We start from the raw sequence: 15,275 nt of genomic DNA, 5'->3' as shown, positions 1-15,275 counted from the left end.
CTCTAGGGTCTAGAGAATTTTTGTTTTAAGGGTTGGCGTTACTGCCCCCCCTGTTAGTAAGGAGGGGGGATAAGCTTTATCTAAGCAAAAAAAGATAATTGTTCTCCTTGATAAAAGCCCACTTCCTCAATTTCTCTCTTTTCTTCATATGTAAAATTTTTATCACATTCACGACAAAAACCTTTCTTGGTTTTACAATTCCAACTAACCATATCGTCCTCTATAATCCACTCTCTGCAACACATACAGAAGTAATATTTACGCTTAATGATTCTTCTCATATACTCACAACCTTTTTTTAATGTTGAATAGCTATACTTCTCTATCAATGATAGAATAGGGCACTTAAGACGCGATTTAGCAAATAGCATACCAAAAGAATTAAACCCGCAGAGTTAATTTAACAAAAGCTAAAGTTTTACAAAATATAGCTTCATCATAGATATTGCACGCCTGCGAGCCCTCGGCTAATCGTCACTATATACCCTATACGCAGTTTACTGGTCCTCAGACACCTAACAGGAGCCGTCAAACTTTTTACCACGCTCTATATGTCACATTTCCCTGTACCCTAGTTATTTTTTTACTACGCTCATGGTAATTTATATAAATGTATAAGATGTATATTTCCATTTTTAGTATTGTTTTTTAGCCATTTTTATTGAGTTTTAAATTTTAAATACTTTCTATAAGCGATTATAGGCGCATTTTAGGCATTTCTAGATACATAATGTTATTATATGGATATATGCTTTTATTCACGTTTAAAGCAATTCTAAAAGGCGTCTAGCAAAAAGCAATTGCAAGGGTTTAAGGGGTATGGTTTTGATGTCTCTGTATATTTATACAAGATATACATTCTTATGCAATTACTTTAAATATGTAAAATATTGTTAAATGGATTGGGTAAATTGAATATGCTAGGTACTTATTAAGCCTTAATTTACAGCTTAGCTTCAATTTAAGATTCAAGATTATATACAATGACAATATTGAAAATAACTGTATATATGCTCCTGTAATTATTGAATAAATTAATGTTGTTAATGTAAAAAATATAATCAAATGCTTTCTATTAAACTCTACATCTTCACTTAAATAGTAAAAAAATAGTACTATTGTAAAAACTCCATATAATCCATAATCTGATACTAAAGTTAAAGGCATAGTACATAATAAAATTAGAAACCTATTATCATAAATATTAGATGTCATATTATCTAAATAATAAATGAAATATAAACCTACTATTAATGTAAAATATATATTTAATCTAAGCCCAAACAATAAAGTATAGGGAACTTGAGATACAATTCCAAATATCAATAATCTAGCTATATATCTTTTTAGGTTGCTTGTACGAAAATACCCTAGGACTAAAAGATAAGCAAAGATAGGGAATGATAAGCGACCAACTATCCTAAATATCAATAGGTTAGGGAAGAATACAGCCCCTATATGGTCAATTAACATGGTTAATATGGCTATAATCTTTAATAAGTCGCTTACCTTATCCCTAGTCATTTCAGCCCCCTTAGACTTTGAAACATAAGGGAATTTTGAAGTTCTGTAAACTGTTTATAATTATTTTCAACTTCTAAGGGATTCTCGCTCAATTCTTCATCTTTCATTTTTTGTATTTTAAATGTTGTATCGTAATAATCCCATATCTTCTTTTTTAATATCCAGATTCTTTTTCCATATTGGTCACCACGTGGTTGAGGGCATCTTACATGCACCACACAAAGCCTTAGAGCCTTAAAAAATATGTTATACTCAAACTGGATTAATCTTCTTACTGGATAGGCTACATCTGATATACTTTGAGCAGTTCCCAATATGTCAACTCCGTCATGCCTGTGCTGCCTAAGTTCTATCCATACCCTGTTAGGTATCTGATATAGTTTTAAACTGTCAAAGACTATTGACATTTCATCAATTACTATTAGTGCGTTTTTCACCCTTCCAAAGAGTAGAAATGGGTCCTCAACATATTCTGCACCCTTTATTGGGTAATTAGCGTAAACCTTTTTCCCTCTTTTCATTGCTTTTAATGCCATATTGGTTGCATTTAAAGTCTTTCCAAAGCCGGGAAGCCCTGTTATTATTTCAATCACTTATTAATCACCCTTTTTATATTTTACTTCTTTATATTTTACTTCGTGGGGAGTGACAGGCTCGAGGAGCGTGTGAATCACCCCCCGAACCTGTCACCCCCACTCGTTAAAATTAATAATTTATCTTTGGATTGTATTCAAACTTTTCAAGTTCATCATATATATTGCTTTGTTTTACTGGCGGTACATTGGTATTTTGAGTTCTATTTATTCTTAATATCAAATTCTTTAATTCTTCATTTTCCTTCTTTATATTTTCAATCTCAATTTGACTATAGTTTATTTTGTTAACCTTTTGCATTAGTCTATAGTCCTTTACTATCTGAAATACTTTTTCAAGATACTTTCCAATAAGAAAACCCATTATCAGTGCAGTTATTATTGCCAAAAGTTTTGCACCCCCAAGAAGAAATATAACAACACCTGAAATGTTAAATAAAATAAATAGGTGCTTATTATCTATTTTCAGCTTCTTCATTTAACCACTCCTATATAAATGGAATCATGTCTTTTAAGAACTTTATTCCCCACAAAATCATTAGTATGCTTAGGAATGTTACTACTAAACCCATTATGGTCAATAGGTCATCAACTGGAAATAATACATTTGCCATTCTCAAGTAATATCCTACAAGCCCCCATTTATTAAAGAAAGTCTCCCATGGAATATTAAATGAGGGTATCCAGCTTGCCACCTTTTCCATAAATCCACTTACAGCGTTAAAAATACCATCTATAGCATGCATTTTATCACCTTATATATCAAATTTTGGTGCTAAGTAGAATAGTAAGAAAAACAAAAATTCTATCCATATTACAGCACTCAATAAATGTCTAAACATTCTAACCTGCTGTTCAAATCCAGTTAAGTCAAATAGGTATACATCTACTCCTATTCCAAACCAATCTCTTTTTTCTCCAAATTGTAATTGTGATTCTGGTTCATCTAGCATTGATTTAGTTTCATCAAACATATTTGTTATTTCATTAGCTTTATCAGACACCTGCTTATTAGGCATTTTCTCCCATAATTGATTTTGAGCATTTTCAAATCTTTGCATTGCTTCTTCACTAGGTGTGAGTAATGTTTCTATCTGATCAGATATTTTTGAAAGCAAGCCTTCTATATTTTTAAGCTTATTCCATAATTCTTGGAGTTTAGAAAGAATAGAGTATAATACTTCTATTGCTTCACTATCTCTTACAGGTAATGGGTCAAATTGATAGACATTAGATATTTCAGACCATGCTACTGCATATTGATAGGTTTTCCCCATTACTTCTTCTACATCTACTGCTACAATCTGAAAATCTACTTGACTGCCTATAAATTCTGTTGAACTAGGCTTTACTAAGTATTCATAGGTTGGGCCAGAGGTTCCATCTTCTTTTTTTTCATATTGAAGATATACTTCTTCTATTATTTTCCCATTTCCTAAAATTAAGAATTTATCTACATCTCTATCTTCAATTAGTCCTGGCTCATCAACATAGAAAAGTATATTAACCCAATGGGAACTTATAGAAGTTTCATCAATATCAAAGGATATTGAATTATAACTGTCTTGTGGATGTTCACTGTCTCCAAATCTTATATATCCATCTTCTGTTATGTCTAGTTCACTTCTGTAATAGTTTAGTTCTGCATAGACTTTATTTAAAAGAATAGTATTTAGTAAGAGGTTGCTTATCACAAGCAACCCCACTAAAAATATTTTTTTTATATTCATAAAACCACCCAACTTTGTTATACTATAATTACGCTTATTTATTAGGTTATGGTTTCTATTTCTATGCTGCCCTTGATAACCAGCTTCTAAATAGATTCCATAGCCATCTTCCACCTAAGAAAACAACTGCAATTACTATTACTGCTCCAATTATGTACAATCCTCCTGTCTTAATGGAAGTTAATCCACTTTCCATATTTCCAATCAAAGTATCAAGGTCAGCATTTCCTGTATTTGCTCCTGTTGCAAAACACATACTAGCACTTGATAATGCCATTGTTAATGCTAATGTCATAACAGTAAGTTTTTTGTTGTTTTTAATTTTTGATAAAATATTTTTCATGTTTCTAATTCCTCCTTAAATTAAATTTTTATTTTTATTCGTTAAGTGGTTTTATTTTTAGCTAAGTTTAATATCTTATTTTCATATTCTCTTATAACTTCTTCCTCTGTCTTTTTCACATTGTTCTTAACACCTCCTTCTATAGGTTTCTTTTCTTCCTTCATCTTGTAACCACCTAACGTCAATTTCTTATTGTTTGAACTTATATGCACAAACTTATTAAAGTTAGATTTCTTTTTCCAATCCTCAACAGCATTTTTAATTAGCTGCTTATCATACTCATTCATTCTTGCATATTTAAGGTAATTGTCTAAATCTCCAAGATCTATATTTCTATATCCTGCTGATACCTTTACAACCATTTCAGTTTTATTTTTCATTCGGTATTTTGGTACATATCTTGTTATAACCTTTGCTTCTTTATTTTCCTGTTTTATGTTCTTGTCAAATCTAATATTCTCTTTTTTATTCCTAAAGTATCCATCTTCTGCCCTGTCTGCTATTTCTTTAAACTGTTTATCCATTCCGTCTTTCTTTTTAAAGTCTACTGACATTGCTTCATCTGGTTCTGCTTCTAGCTGCTCCGGTGTTGTTGTTACAAGGCTTAGTTTAAATTTATTGAATAAAAACTGTGCTCCAAACATTGATAAACCAAAGGATATAAGTATTATTAAAAAATATATACCACCTTTTTTTATTACTTGAAGTGCTTTATCCATAAATCCAACAACTTGGTCCATATCTTCGTTATCAGTTCCTTGATTAGTTATTCTTACTTTGTACCCTACTCCATCAGCGTCCTTTGGTCTTATCTCAATGTCATGATATCCATCTTCAAGTCCTAATTCCTCAAAGTTTAAAGCGGCTTCATTTGTTAATGCGTCGTATTCACCTACTAAAGCACCATCTACATATAGTTCAAAACCTTCTTCTACATTTTCGCTATCCCATGTTACCTGCTTTATAAGTCCACCACCTGCTGAATATCCTGCATTTTGCGTGCTTACACTTGTCACTTTTGGCTTAGGTATCTCTAAAGTTTTAACAAGTCTTGATACTGGAAAACGAGATTCTCCATATTCATTTTTTGCTCTACAGGCAACTGAATAGCTTGTATTTTCTTTAAGCCCTGTAAATGTGTATTCTCTTTCTGTTGTTTCTGCTACCATATTATTATTCAAGTACCATATGTAGCTATCTGCGTATAAAGTGTCTGATACTTTAACTTTTACAGAATCAGTATCAACTTGAAGTATTTCAAGACTATCGGGTTTATATGGAGGTACTTCTGGTGGCAGTAATGTTTTTGCATTTATTATAGTCCAGTCTGAATATAAATCACCTTCAAAAGCAGTTCTAATCTTTACTGTATAGCTTGTATCTGATTGCAATTCTTCAAATCTATAACTTAAATCATTAACATTAATTATTTCTCCATCATCAATTTGTACTTGATAACCTATAGCTTCACTTACTTCATCCCATTTAACATTTATCCACGTATCACCGACATTTGAATCTGTATTAGTCGGTGAAAATGAAAAGTAATTCAAAGTTGTTATGTTGTCAATAAATACTGCATCTCTATAACCTTCTTTACTAGCAATAATCTTTATTTCATAAGTTGTATTTGATGTAAGATTATTAATAGTATAATTTAATGTACTATTGTCAAAAGTTTCTATTAAATTATTGTTAAGATATAACTTATAGGTTACACCTTCTCCTAAATCATTCCATGATAAATTTATTTTGCTTATAGCGGTATCATATGTACATACTAAATCACCCATCTTAGGAAGCATCGGAGTAAAATCTATTTCTTCAAATAATGAACGACCAGAACCAGAATATCGATACAACCTAACTCTTTTAACTCCTTCCACTTGAACATTAATAGACCCTCCACTTGCTGCTCCAGGTAAAGATTTTTCATAAATTACCAATCCATTTTCACCATAAAAAATAATCTTCATATTATAATCCATAGAAGTATCATACACAACAGAATCAATATCTTGAATTTCATCGAAAATAAAGTCAATATATGAACCCACTTCAAATCCACAACCATTACTCCAAGAATCATTTGCAACATTATCTACAATCCTACTAAGTTCATATCTCACATTACTTTGTGACATTGTATAACTTTCAGAATCCAAAAGTCCAATATAACTAATTGCAAAACTTTGAATACCTAATAAATTAAAAACTAATAAAATTGTCAACAATAAAACCAACTTTTTCATATAATCACCTAATTAAATATTGATTTCACCATACTTACGAATAAGCCTAAAAGTATGGAATATAGAAAATAGCTTAAATCATTTGTTATTTCCATAGTTTATTACCTCTACCTTCTGAACATCTTTGCCATCTGATACGAACCAGAATAGTCCGTTAAATAACAGATGATACATCATAACCATTACTAATAAATATATAATTATTTCTACAAAATCTAAGTACCAACCCATTTTATTACCTTCCTATTTTAGTTTTTGCTAGTGAATATCCTATGTAATACCCTGCTGTTATGGATATTACAAAGAATGATAATATCATATATTTTGATACTGATATTAAATACTGCTCATTATCGTCTATTTCTGTTTGTATTTCTGCTATTTGCTCTTGTATCTTTACTAGTTCATCTACTACTGAATCCATATCTACATATACATTTACATCTGATGAAGGAGAAGGCTCACTAGCATAAATCATTGAACTGCTTAAAGCTATTATCATTATAGTTATTAATAATATCCTATGCTTCATCTTGCACCTGCTCCTTCTGCTTATAATGCTCCTCTAATAAATTTGCTACTAACTCATTTACATCTTTTTCTTGTTTAACTTTATCTAGCAGCCTTTCTGGGAGATTTATTGTTACTGCCCCTACTTGTCCAACTCCACCAAAGTAGTCTATTTTTTCAAGGCTGTATAGCAAACCTCTTTTTCCTGTTGTTTCATAGCATATGGTAGATATTGCTTTTATTTCTCCATTGTTATAGTTATTGTTAAGCCAGTTATTTATTTCATTATCGTAGGATATAAGTTGTATCACTTCACTAGGCTTTTGATTATCTCCAAACTGCATTAAATCTAAGACACAATAGTCCTTTTCTGATAATGATTTTCTTAATCCTACTGCAAAACCTGCTAGTGCTATTGTCGGCATGTTATCACCTAACTAGGAACTTTTTCGCTAAAGTTTACTATCTGCTGAAATTGAGCAACTTTTTTGTCGTCTGCTATGTGATTTATATATGTGGAATTTAGATATCCATTTTTGAATCTTTGGTTAAATTCCAAAATCACTATTTGTCCTTTCTTAAGCTGCTGAACCTTTTTTACATCTTCATTGAAGGCTGTAAGTCCTATTGTTCTGTCAAAGTTTTTTCCTTCAATAAGGAATTGAGTATGACATAATACTATGTCCTTTTTTACTTGTTTTGGTTCTGTTCTTCCTCTAAATTCTGCAATTACATACATTTACTTTTTCCTCCTTTTTTCTTATTTAAAACTTATCAATATAATCTAAATCTATTTCATTATTTAAATCCATATCAAAAAGTCCTCTTCTTTTTTCATTAAATTCTTCTATTTCTTCTTCAAATTCATCATACGTATTCAAATCATCTTCTTCTAATTCGAAATCCATATCTTCCATTAAATAATCTTCATTCTTAATATCAATATCATCTTCTAAATCATCTTCATAAATACATTGACCACAATGAGGACATATCAATATAACCACCCCCTATTAATTTAATTTCTTTTCAATTATCCTTTGATTTAATAAGTCATAGCAGATTAGCGTTCTTCTTCCTGTAAGCTTGTCAGTTATGATTTTTCCAAGTGCCATATGCTTACAGTTTTCTGTTTTATACCTTTTAATGTCATATGTACTGTTAATGTGGTTTATCAGCTTCGCTTCTTCTGTGGGATATGTCATTTCCCTATTCCTCCTAATATTATAATTCTTCTTCAACATACTAGGAGATTAATTTATTTCCTAGTTTTTTGCTTATATATATACTTTTAATTTCTTTAATCAATTCAATTAATAACTGTCCACAACTGATAAGCAAATAATAAAACAAGATTAATTCAAACATTTCAACTGTATACATATCTAATACATTTGCGATAAATTCAATACTGCCCCCATAATTACCAAGACATATAATTAACACATAAACACTTGAAACAATAAATGCTAATGGCTTTAATGCTTTAATCATTGCCTTACTAATAACTTTCAAATTTTTAATAGTATCACCACCTTATTTTCCAAAGGCTATTTTTTGTATTTGTAAATCTTTCCTTATATGTTATAATTTTTTAATAATACAGCTTCAGAAAGGGTGTTATATTTGAGAATCAAAAATTTTAACTCAAGTATTGGACTATTAATAATTGCAGCTTTTATAATAATTACTATAATAATCAAAGTTAAACCAATTGAACTTTTAATGAAATTATTGAATATGCTTTCTCCTAAATAACAACCCAATTAACAATACTATTAAATAATACAATCCTAAAGCATATATTACGGAACAGATACTACTGGCAACAACCCTTAGCATTAAATCCTTATTCAATATTTCACCTTTAATAGTGTTAAACATTATAAAACCACTTGCAGATGTTAAGAACAAAATTTCAAAAGCAGATTTAACAAATGCAGTAATGTAAAACTTTAACCTTTCCAATTTATAGTATCACCACCTATTGTTTAAGGGAGATTAGGGCAAACCCTACGCTCCACTGTTTTTACTCAGTTTTAAAACTTAATTAAATTATGGTACAATACTTCTAAAAAAAACATTTAGAAGGTGTTTCACAATGCCAATTATAGATACAATATTTAAAATTTTACAAGGGTACAAACCATCTTTTACAGATTTCTCAAATGATTTATTAAGCTTATTTGTTTTTAAATATAATCTTATTCAAACAATAATTACATTCATCATCTTTTGGTCATTAGCTTTATTTGTCCCTGTTAAAAAAAAGAATTAAAGCAACTATTTTCCTTATTATTTCTATTGCTTACTACATTCTTAATACATTGTTTTAATCCACAATATACACTAAATAAAAGTAAATATAAATAATATGACGGTTCAGCAAATTTGTGAAAATAATCTATGTCCTTTATTCCTGCTTTTACAGAACCATATGGCAAAGCTATACAAAAAAATATTAACGGAGATGTTATATCTAGGATTTTAATTAATAATACGAATACGAAATTTAAGCATTGAAATAATTTGTTTTTAAAACCCTTTATTTGGTATATATTCTTAAAATTCATTCCGTCTATAACAATTAAATTTAAAATAACGAAAGCTAACCAAGAAATTGCAAGTTTACAAATTTCTTTGTTTATTTCAATTATGGTATCACCACCTTGTTATTCTACATCGGAGCATTAGCCCATATATTTTGCAATTCCTCCATTGTATATCCTTGATTGCATAGTGCTTTTATAACTTCCATTTTCTCTCCTCTATATGCTTGACCTTTTCTTTTTATTGACTCTAGAACTAAAATCAATGCCTTTGGATTCATTCCTTCATAAAATCTCATCTTCTGTCACCACTCTCATAGTTTAGTACTTCCATAAACATATCAACTGCGTCCTCGTATTCTATTCCTTTCTTTTCCGCAAATTCTAATATTGCTTCACATACCTCAAATTTTTGTTCAGTTGTAATCATTTTTTTCTCCCCCTTGAAATCTTTGCGAATTATTTATTCTTAAATTTTGATTTAAGAATATTTTGTTCTTGATAATTATATATTATACGAATAGTTTGTTCTTGTCAACACTTTTTAAGAATATTTTATTCTTAATTATTTATCTTTTATTAATTTTGTTATATTATACTTGTAAGGAGGAACAAAATATGCGATTTGGGGATAAATTAAAAAAATTAAGAACAGAAAAGGGATTATCTCAAAAAAAATTGGGTGAAATACTAAATATTTCTAGTAGAACTATAGGATATTACGAGACAAATGAGAGGTTTCCTAAAGATGAAGATACTTTAAAAGCTATTGCTGATTATTTCAATGTTTCTGTTGATTACTTACTTGGCAGAACTAACAATCCTAATGAAGTTGATGGCTATTTAACTGATGAAGAAGCTGATAAATTAGCTGATGAAATCATTGAAATATATATAAAGAAGGGTAAAATAAAACCGGGAGAAGAACTCACCCCGGAGAAAAGAGAAAAAATTTTAAGAGAAATTGAAGCTTTTATTGAAATGACTAACAAGCTTGAGGGTAATTAATTTTTTCTTATATTATCTTTAAGCTTGTTTTTATTTGTTATATAACTTTTCTTAAGCAATTCTTTTAATTCTTTCTTTAATGTGTTCATTGTTGCCCCCTTGAATCTCTATTCTTTATAAACCAGTGGCAAAATGCGAACTTGTGTTTGGTTTTATTATACCATTTTTACTAAATCTTTCAACTAATATTAATATAAAAAAAACCTAATCGTTATTTACGATTAAGTCTTAAAAATTAACTAACTTTTTCTTTTTTTAATACTTCTTGTATTTTTTCCTTAATATAATTAGGACTATATGAATAACTGGCCCTAAATCTTAAAATTGGTAAATCAGCACTTTCAAGAGCATCATCTAAGAATTCATCTCTTTCAATTCTATATTTACTCGAGTGAGAACTATCATCTAATTCTATTGCTAATAAAGGATTTAAATAAATATCATTACATATTAAAAAATCTATATGTTTTGATTGAATTTTATTGAAATATGATTGTCTATTGTCTGAACCATATACATAAATAATATCAGCTAGCCTAACTTTAGGACATATTACATAATTATCTTCTAATGCAAGCTTTAAAACTTTATAGAAATTATTTTCTGCTCTAGTAAGCAAAAATCTATTCTTCTTATAAGGCAATAATTCTTTAGTTTCTGGTATTTTTTCAATTTCTTCTAATTCATTTATTTCAAGAATTTCATAATCTAATCTTTGTGGTTTATTTTGGATTTGTTTTAATTGTTTTGATGTTCTAATGTATTTAACAATTAAAGTAACAAATAAAAGAATCACAACAAATATAAAAAATAAAATTAATACAAGTGATATTATTTTCCCAGTTAATAATTTTAAAATTTCTATAATTTCCATAATCATCCCTCTAATTCTTAGAATTTAAAAAATTATTTTCCTCTAATTCATTATTAATAGACAATTTATTCTCTATTATTAGTTTTCTAGATTCAAGTAAATATTGTTGTTCAAATGCCTTATCAATACTAAATATATCACCATTAACTTTTAATTTTGATGTTTTACATATCATTTTTTGAACAGACTTAATTGCCATAAAATGAGTCTTTTTAACTTCTTCCTCATCAATATCTATATCAAATCCTAAATCTTTATATTTGCTAATTAATTGAGCATCTGTTAAAAGTAAATCAAATAACTGTTTTTGACTTGCAATCTGCCCCTCCTTAGTAAATGTATAATACACATAATCAACTACTTTTGTGATTAAATATGCTAATGCCTCCATCACTTTTTCAGCACCAAATAACTTTTGAAACCATGAACCTGACTCAACTTTTATAACCTTTAATGGGTATTGAGTTGGAGAAACATTAAATAAATTACATATTTTTTCGTAACATTCATTCATAGGTGCAAGGTAATTTATATAATCATAAATACTATCAGCCTCATTATAAAATTGCAATTCCAAAGTTTTATAACCTTTAATTTCATCAATTTTTGCTTCTGTTTTTTCGATGTAATCATTAATTGCTCTATAACTATCTAATATATTTACATAAGCATTATGTACACTTTTCATATTTTCAATTAATAGAACTAAATTGCTATTATTTTTACTTATAGAATATTTTAATAGATTTTCATATACACTACTTAAATGATTAAATAAGTTTTCTATAGATTCTATTTCTGTTCTAAACAATTCACTATTATCACTTATGTAATTATTTATTTCAATTTCTGTAGATGTAAAAATTTTATGATTTTCTAGCAAGTCAAATTTTTTCATAAATTCATTAACATAATTTACAATATTATTTCTAGATTTATTCATACTATTTTTAATATCATTATTTATAGAATTAACTCCATGTGTATAAATAAGCTGCAGAAGTTCATTCTCATACGGAGTTATTTTATCAATTAATAATTTAATATCCCTAATAGATTTTTCCAAATTATACAACTTAGAAAAAAGTTGTTCATAAAACTCCAATAATTGATAAGAAGTCATCCATTCATCCCCCTATTAATAATATTTATAGTCAGTTGCAGAAGTCTACAACTGTTAAAAAAATTATATTTTTTAACGCTTTCAAAAAGGATTTCCCCCACTTAATGTATAATTATTAATATATTCTCAAATACATTGAATACCTAGAAAGGAAAAAAATCCTTATGAAAGTAAATTGCAAAAAACTAACATATTATATTTTTACATTATTTTTTTAATATCATATTTATTCTACATTTTCTATCATTTTCCTTCATAGTATTTTCAAAAAAAATGAAAACTAGGTAATTTCTTACCTAGTTAAATGTATTCTTATTTTTATTTCCCCCAGGGTACGTTAAGCCCCATCCATCTAGTTCCAAATCCTTGTCCCCACCTTCCTTTGTTAATAATCCTCCAGCTCCCTATTGGAGAAGGTGTACTCTGCTTTCCGCTTGCTATTATATATCTTTTTACTACTTCATTATTATCTAAGTTTATAAGTTCCAAAATTTTAGAATTTATATCAATAAATATAGCTAAGTTGTTATAATTTGGATTTTCCTTCATTTTCTTTTCTTCCCAAAGTCCATATTCTTTTATTTCTCTATTTTTAAAAGTATCTATTAAATACTGTGCTAGCTCCATGTCTTTAAATACAATTTCCCCAACTCCCATTAAAATACTTATACATACTATACATATAATTATCCAAATAAATGACCTCTTCAACACAAGTCACCCCCACATATATATTTATATGTAGGGGTAATATATGCATATGACAATTAAGCTATTTATAAAAGCCCATTGGTTCAATTAGTTTTTCAAATATTGTAATAATTGTACTTATATATAAATTTATTATTTATTCCTTATACAAATATTTAAGAAATTTGCATAATTAACACTAACAATTTTTTTGAAATGCAATATAAAGATAAATTTCTTGACTCTATCTACTAAATTTTGCTCGCAAAAATTCTTTAAATATATTATTCAATTTTCTTAGTTATATAAATACTATAACTTAAATTTATCTACTTCTTTCTTTAATTTCTCAGCATTTTCTTTTGATTTCATAACCTGATTAGCAACTTCATTGGATTTATTATTTGAATCAACAACTCTATTTGCTATATCTGTAATTCCACCTGTACATTCGTTAGCTGCTGAAGCCACTCCATCAATAGATGAAACAATGTCTCGTAAAGAATCAAGAAGTTTTTCAGCCGTAGAACTAAATTCACTAACTAATTTACCCACAAACTTTACATCATTACTGTATTCTTCCGTTATATTAAGCATTTTTTTATAATCATTATCAACATCTATAGCCATAAATTCCAATAAACTATTAGAACTATTAGAAAGGTTTTCCACACAACCTATTACTCTTTTTGTTATTTCTTGAATTTCTAAAACAGTATCCTTTGATTGTTCTGATAATTTTCGCATTTCTTCAGCAACAACCGAAAAACCTTTTCCTGCTTCTCCAGCTCTTGATGCTTCAATTGCAGCATTTAATGCAAGTAAATTAGTCTGTTCTGTTATCTCCATAATTGATTTTGATAATACATTAATTTGATTTACAACCTTCGATTCCTTTATAGCCTTTTGAAGTTCTTGTTTTGTATCATCAAATATTTCCACAGCTTTTTCTTGAGTTTTTATTACATTTTTCTTAGTATCCTCTGCTTTCTTCGTTACTTTATCAACTGCTAGTGCACCTTCTTTAGCTCTCTCTGCTATGGATAGAATGAAATTTTCAATTTGCTTAGATGTCGCCAGCATTTCCTCTGATGAGGCAGTAGTTTCTTCCATACTAGCTGATAATTCTTCTGTAGTCGAAGATATTTCTTCTAGATTTTTGCTTAAAATACTTGCATTTATCATAACATTATCTACTTCAGCTTTTATAGCTGATGACTCATCTTTTATCCTATTTATTAAGATTATTAAGGACTCTTTCATATTATTAATACCCTTAGCAATTATCCCTATTTCATCTTTCCTCTTCAACAATTTGGAATCCATGCTCTCAGAAAAGTATCCATTTCCCATTTCGGTTATAACCTTTAGAATATAATCTATAGGACTAAGGATTTTATAGCTTGATAACATAACAACTATATTAACTAAAATACCTATGATTATCAAAACAATTGAAATATTAGTCTTAAATTGTCTAGAAACCTCTAACACTGATTCTGCTGAAAAATCACATCCTAACACACCTACAATATTGCCATTTGAATCCTTTATAGGCACAAATGCAGATAATAAAAATCCATACTCATCTGCATCATATAATTCAGAATAAACTGCTTCTCCATCAAACGCCTTATCTGCACCATCAAAAACTTCTACTGACTCTTCAAGCCCAATGGAAGAAAAATTTTCACCACCAGGCACATCGCTACCGTCTGCAACATATTTATAAGTGCTGTCATCATTTTGGGCTAGAGTATATAAAAATGTAGCACCTGTTTCCTCCTTTATCATATAAAGGGTTTTTATTAACTCATTATAGTATTTATCCTTATCATCCATTTTTTTAGTAAGTTCTTTAAACTTGTCTCCGTCAATATTTATAACTGCAGCTTTAGCTATAGCTCTTGCTTTTTCACCGATTAATTGTTGGTTAGAAGAAGTAATATAACCATAACTTATATATGCAATAGTTGCAACAGTTAAAATTACAACTATGCTTGTCATAATCCCAATTTTAAATTTCAAACTCCCTCTTTTGTTGTCTTTCAAAGCAGTTACCTCCCTTGTATGTATGAA

General features: G+C 28.7%; 23 protein-coding genes. 1 reads left to right on the top strand and 22 read right to left on the bottom strand.

What is annotated here, in order from left to right; genetic code table 11:
- Nucleotides 1–80: 80 nt before the first annotated feature.
- The 18 genes from BUB36_RS01365 to BUB36_RS20310 all read right to left on the bottom strand — a co-directional run bounded on the left by BUB36_RS01365 (nucleotide 81) and on the right by BUB36_RS20310 (nucleotide 9,931).
- On the bottom strand, nucleotides 81–281 hold the full coding sequence (locus BUB36_RS01365) for a hypothetical protein (RefSeq protein ID WP_073146597.1): 201 nt from the start codon (nucleotides 279–281) through the stop codon (nucleotides 81–83).
- A 580-nt stretch (nucleotides 282–861) separates the two neighbouring features.
- Nucleotides 862–1,524, bottom strand: coding sequence for a TraX family protein (locus tag BUB36_RS01360; protein ID WP_073146596.1), 663 nt, complete (start codon nucleotides 1,522–1,524; stop codon nucleotides 862–864).
- Nucleotides 1,521–2,117 carry a zonular occludens toxin domain-containing protein gene (locus tag BUB36_RS01355; protein WP_073146595.1) on the bottom strand — a complete coding sequence of 199 codons (597 nt, stop codon included), beginning with the start codon at nucleotides 2,115–2,117 and terminating at the stop codon, nucleotides 1,521–1,523. Before BUB36_RS01355 ends, BUB36_RS01360 begins: the two co-directional genes overlap by 4 nt.
- Before the next feature lie 112 nt (nucleotides 2,118–2,229).
- Nucleotides 2,230–2,595 (bottom strand): hypothetical protein, encoded by a 366-nt coding sequence (locus BUB36_RS01350; protein ID WP_073146594.1) that lies wholly within the window; start codon nucleotides 2,593–2,595, stop codon nucleotides 2,230–2,232.
- A 10-nt stretch (nucleotides 2,596–2,605) separates the two neighbouring features.
- On the bottom strand, nucleotides 2,606–2,863 hold the full coding sequence (locus BUB36_RS01345) for a hypothetical protein (RefSeq protein WP_073146593.1): 258 nt from the start codon (nucleotides 2,861–2,863) through the stop codon (nucleotides 2,606–2,608).
- A 9-nt stretch (nucleotides 2,864–2,872) separates the two neighbouring features.
- On the bottom strand, nucleotides 2,873–3,961 hold the full coding sequence (locus BUB36_RS01340; protein WP_165613010.1) for a hypothetical protein: 1,089 nt from the start codon (nucleotides 3,959–3,961) through the stop codon (nucleotides 2,873–2,875).
- On the bottom strand, nucleotides 3,909–4,190 hold the full coding sequence (locus BUB36_RS01335) for a hypothetical protein (protein WP_073146591.1): 282 nt from the start codon (nucleotides 4,188–4,190) through the stop codon (nucleotides 3,909–3,911). The genes BUB36_RS01340 and BUB36_RS01335 overlap by 53 nt, the downstream gene beginning before the upstream one ends.
- A 41-nt stretch (nucleotides 4,191–4,231) precedes the next feature.
- Nucleotides 4,232–6,442, bottom strand: coding sequence for a fibronectin type III domain-containing protein (locus BUB36_RS01330; RefSeq protein WP_073146590.1), 2,211 nt, complete (start codon nucleotides 6,440–6,442; stop codon nucleotides 4,232–4,234).
- Between the two features lie 78 nt (nucleotides 6,443–6,520).
- On the bottom strand, nucleotides 6,521–6,673 hold the full coding sequence (locus tag BUB36_RS19540) for a hypothetical protein (protein WP_165613009.1): 153 nt from the start codon (nucleotides 6,671–6,673) through the stop codon (nucleotides 6,521–6,523).
- Between the two features lie 4 nt (nucleotides 6,674–6,677).
- Nucleotides 6,678–6,974: a hypothetical protein gene (locus tag BUB36_RS01325; RefSeq protein ID WP_073146589.1), complete on the bottom strand. Its 297-nt coding sequence runs from the start codon at nucleotides 6,972–6,974 to the stop codon at nucleotides 6,678–6,680.
- Entirely contained in the window at nucleotides 6,964–7,377 is a 414-nt protein-coding gene (locus tag BUB36_RS01320) for a hypothetical protein (protein WP_073146588.1), read from the bottom strand. The genes BUB36_RS01325 and BUB36_RS01320 overlap by 11 nt, the downstream gene beginning before the upstream one ends.
- An 8-nt stretch (nucleotides 7,378–7,385) precedes the next feature.
- A complete protein-coding gene (locus BUB36_RS01315) occupies nucleotides 7,386–7,691 on the bottom strand; it encodes a hypothetical protein (protein ID WP_073146587.1) in 306 nt (101 codons plus the stop codon).
- A 25-nt stretch (nucleotides 7,692–7,716) separates the two neighbouring features.
- On the bottom strand, nucleotides 7,717–7,950 hold the full coding sequence (locus tag BUB36_RS01310; RefSeq protein ID WP_073146586.1) for a hypothetical protein: 234 nt from the start codon (nucleotides 7,948–7,950) through the stop codon (nucleotides 7,717–7,719).
- A gap of 15 nt (nucleotides 7,951–7,965) precedes the next feature.
- A complete protein-coding gene (locus tag BUB36_RS01305; RefSeq protein ID WP_073146585.1) occupies nucleotides 7,966–8,157 on the bottom strand; it encodes a hypothetical protein in 192 nt (63 codons plus the stop codon).
- 40 nt (nucleotides 8,158–8,197) lie between these two features.
- Nucleotides 8,198–8,467 (bottom strand): hypothetical protein, encoded by a 270-nt coding sequence (locus BUB36_RS01300; protein ID WP_073146584.1) that lies wholly within the window; start codon nucleotides 8,465–8,467, stop codon nucleotides 8,198–8,200.
- A 216-nt stretch (nucleotides 8,468–8,683) separates the two neighbouring features.
- Nucleotides 8,684–8,920 carry a hypothetical protein gene (locus BUB36_RS01295; protein WP_073146583.1) on the bottom strand — a complete coding sequence of 79 codons (237 nt, stop codon included), beginning with the start codon at nucleotides 8,918–8,920 and terminating at the stop codon, nucleotides 8,684–8,686.
- Between the two features lie 709 nt (nucleotides 8,921–9,629).
- Nucleotides 9,630–9,800 carry a hypothetical protein gene (locus BUB36_RS19535; RefSeq protein WP_165613008.1) on the bottom strand — a complete coding sequence of 57 codons (171 nt, stop codon included), beginning with the start codon at nucleotides 9,798–9,800 and terminating at the stop codon, nucleotides 9,630–9,632.
- Nucleotides 9,797–9,931, bottom strand: a complete 135-nt coding sequence (locus tag BUB36_RS20310; protein ID WP_278247793.1) for a hypothetical protein — start codon at nucleotides 9,929–9,931, stop codon at nucleotides 9,797–9,799. The genes BUB36_RS19535 and BUB36_RS20310 overlap by 4 nt, the downstream gene beginning before the upstream one ends.
- Nucleotides 9,932–10,119: 188 nt before the next feature.
- Between BUB36_RS20310 and BUB36_RS01285 the strand changes: the two genes are divergently transcribed.
- The gene (locus BUB36_RS01285) at nucleotides 10,120–10,509 is read left to right on the top strand and encodes a helix-turn-helix domain-containing protein (RefSeq protein WP_073146581.1); all 390 of its coding nucleotides are present in this window, start codon (nucleotides 10,120–10,122) and stop codon (nucleotides 10,507–10,509) included.
- Nucleotides 10,510–10,744: 235 nt separating this feature from the next.
- Here the strand turns inward: BUB36_RS01285 and BUB36_RS01280 are convergent, their stop codons facing one another.
- The 4 genes from BUB36_RS01280 to BUB36_RS01265 all read right to left on the bottom strand — a co-directional run bounded on the left by BUB36_RS01280 (nucleotide 10,745) and on the right by BUB36_RS01265 (nucleotide 15,248).
- Nucleotides 10,745–11,383, bottom strand: a complete 639-nt coding sequence (locus BUB36_RS01280; protein ID WP_073146580.1) for a DUF2726 domain-containing protein — start codon at nucleotides 11,381–11,383, stop codon at nucleotides 10,745–10,747.
- Between the two features lie 10 nt (nucleotides 11,384–11,393).
- On the bottom strand, nucleotides 11,394–12,506 hold the full coding sequence (locus tag BUB36_RS01275) for a hypothetical protein (protein WP_073146579.1): 1,113 nt from the start codon (nucleotides 12,504–12,506) through the stop codon (nucleotides 11,394–11,396).
- Between the two features lie 318 nt (nucleotides 12,507–12,824).
- Entirely contained in the window at nucleotides 12,825–13,220 is a 396-nt protein-coding gene (locus tag BUB36_RS01270) for a L,D-transpeptidase (protein ID WP_073146578.1), read from the bottom strand.
- 288 nt (nucleotides 13,221–13,508) lie between these two features.
- Nucleotides 13,509–15,248 carry a methyl-accepting chemotaxis protein gene (locus BUB36_RS01265; RefSeq protein ID WP_073146577.1) on the bottom strand — a complete coding sequence of 580 codons (1,740 nt, stop codon included), beginning with the start codon at nucleotides 15,246–15,248 and terminating at the stop codon, nucleotides 13,509–13,511.
- Nucleotides 15,249–15,275: the final 27 nt, after the last annotated feature.

Origin of the sequence: Paramaledivibacter caminithermalis DSM 15212, assembly GCF_900142245.1 — a bacterium.
GTDB classification, from domain to species: domain Bacteria; phylum Bacillota; class Clostridia; order Peptostreptococcales; family Caminicellaceae; genus Paramaledivibacter; species Paramaledivibacter caminithermalis.
This window is presented reverse-complemented; position numbering and strand designations above follow the sequence as displayed.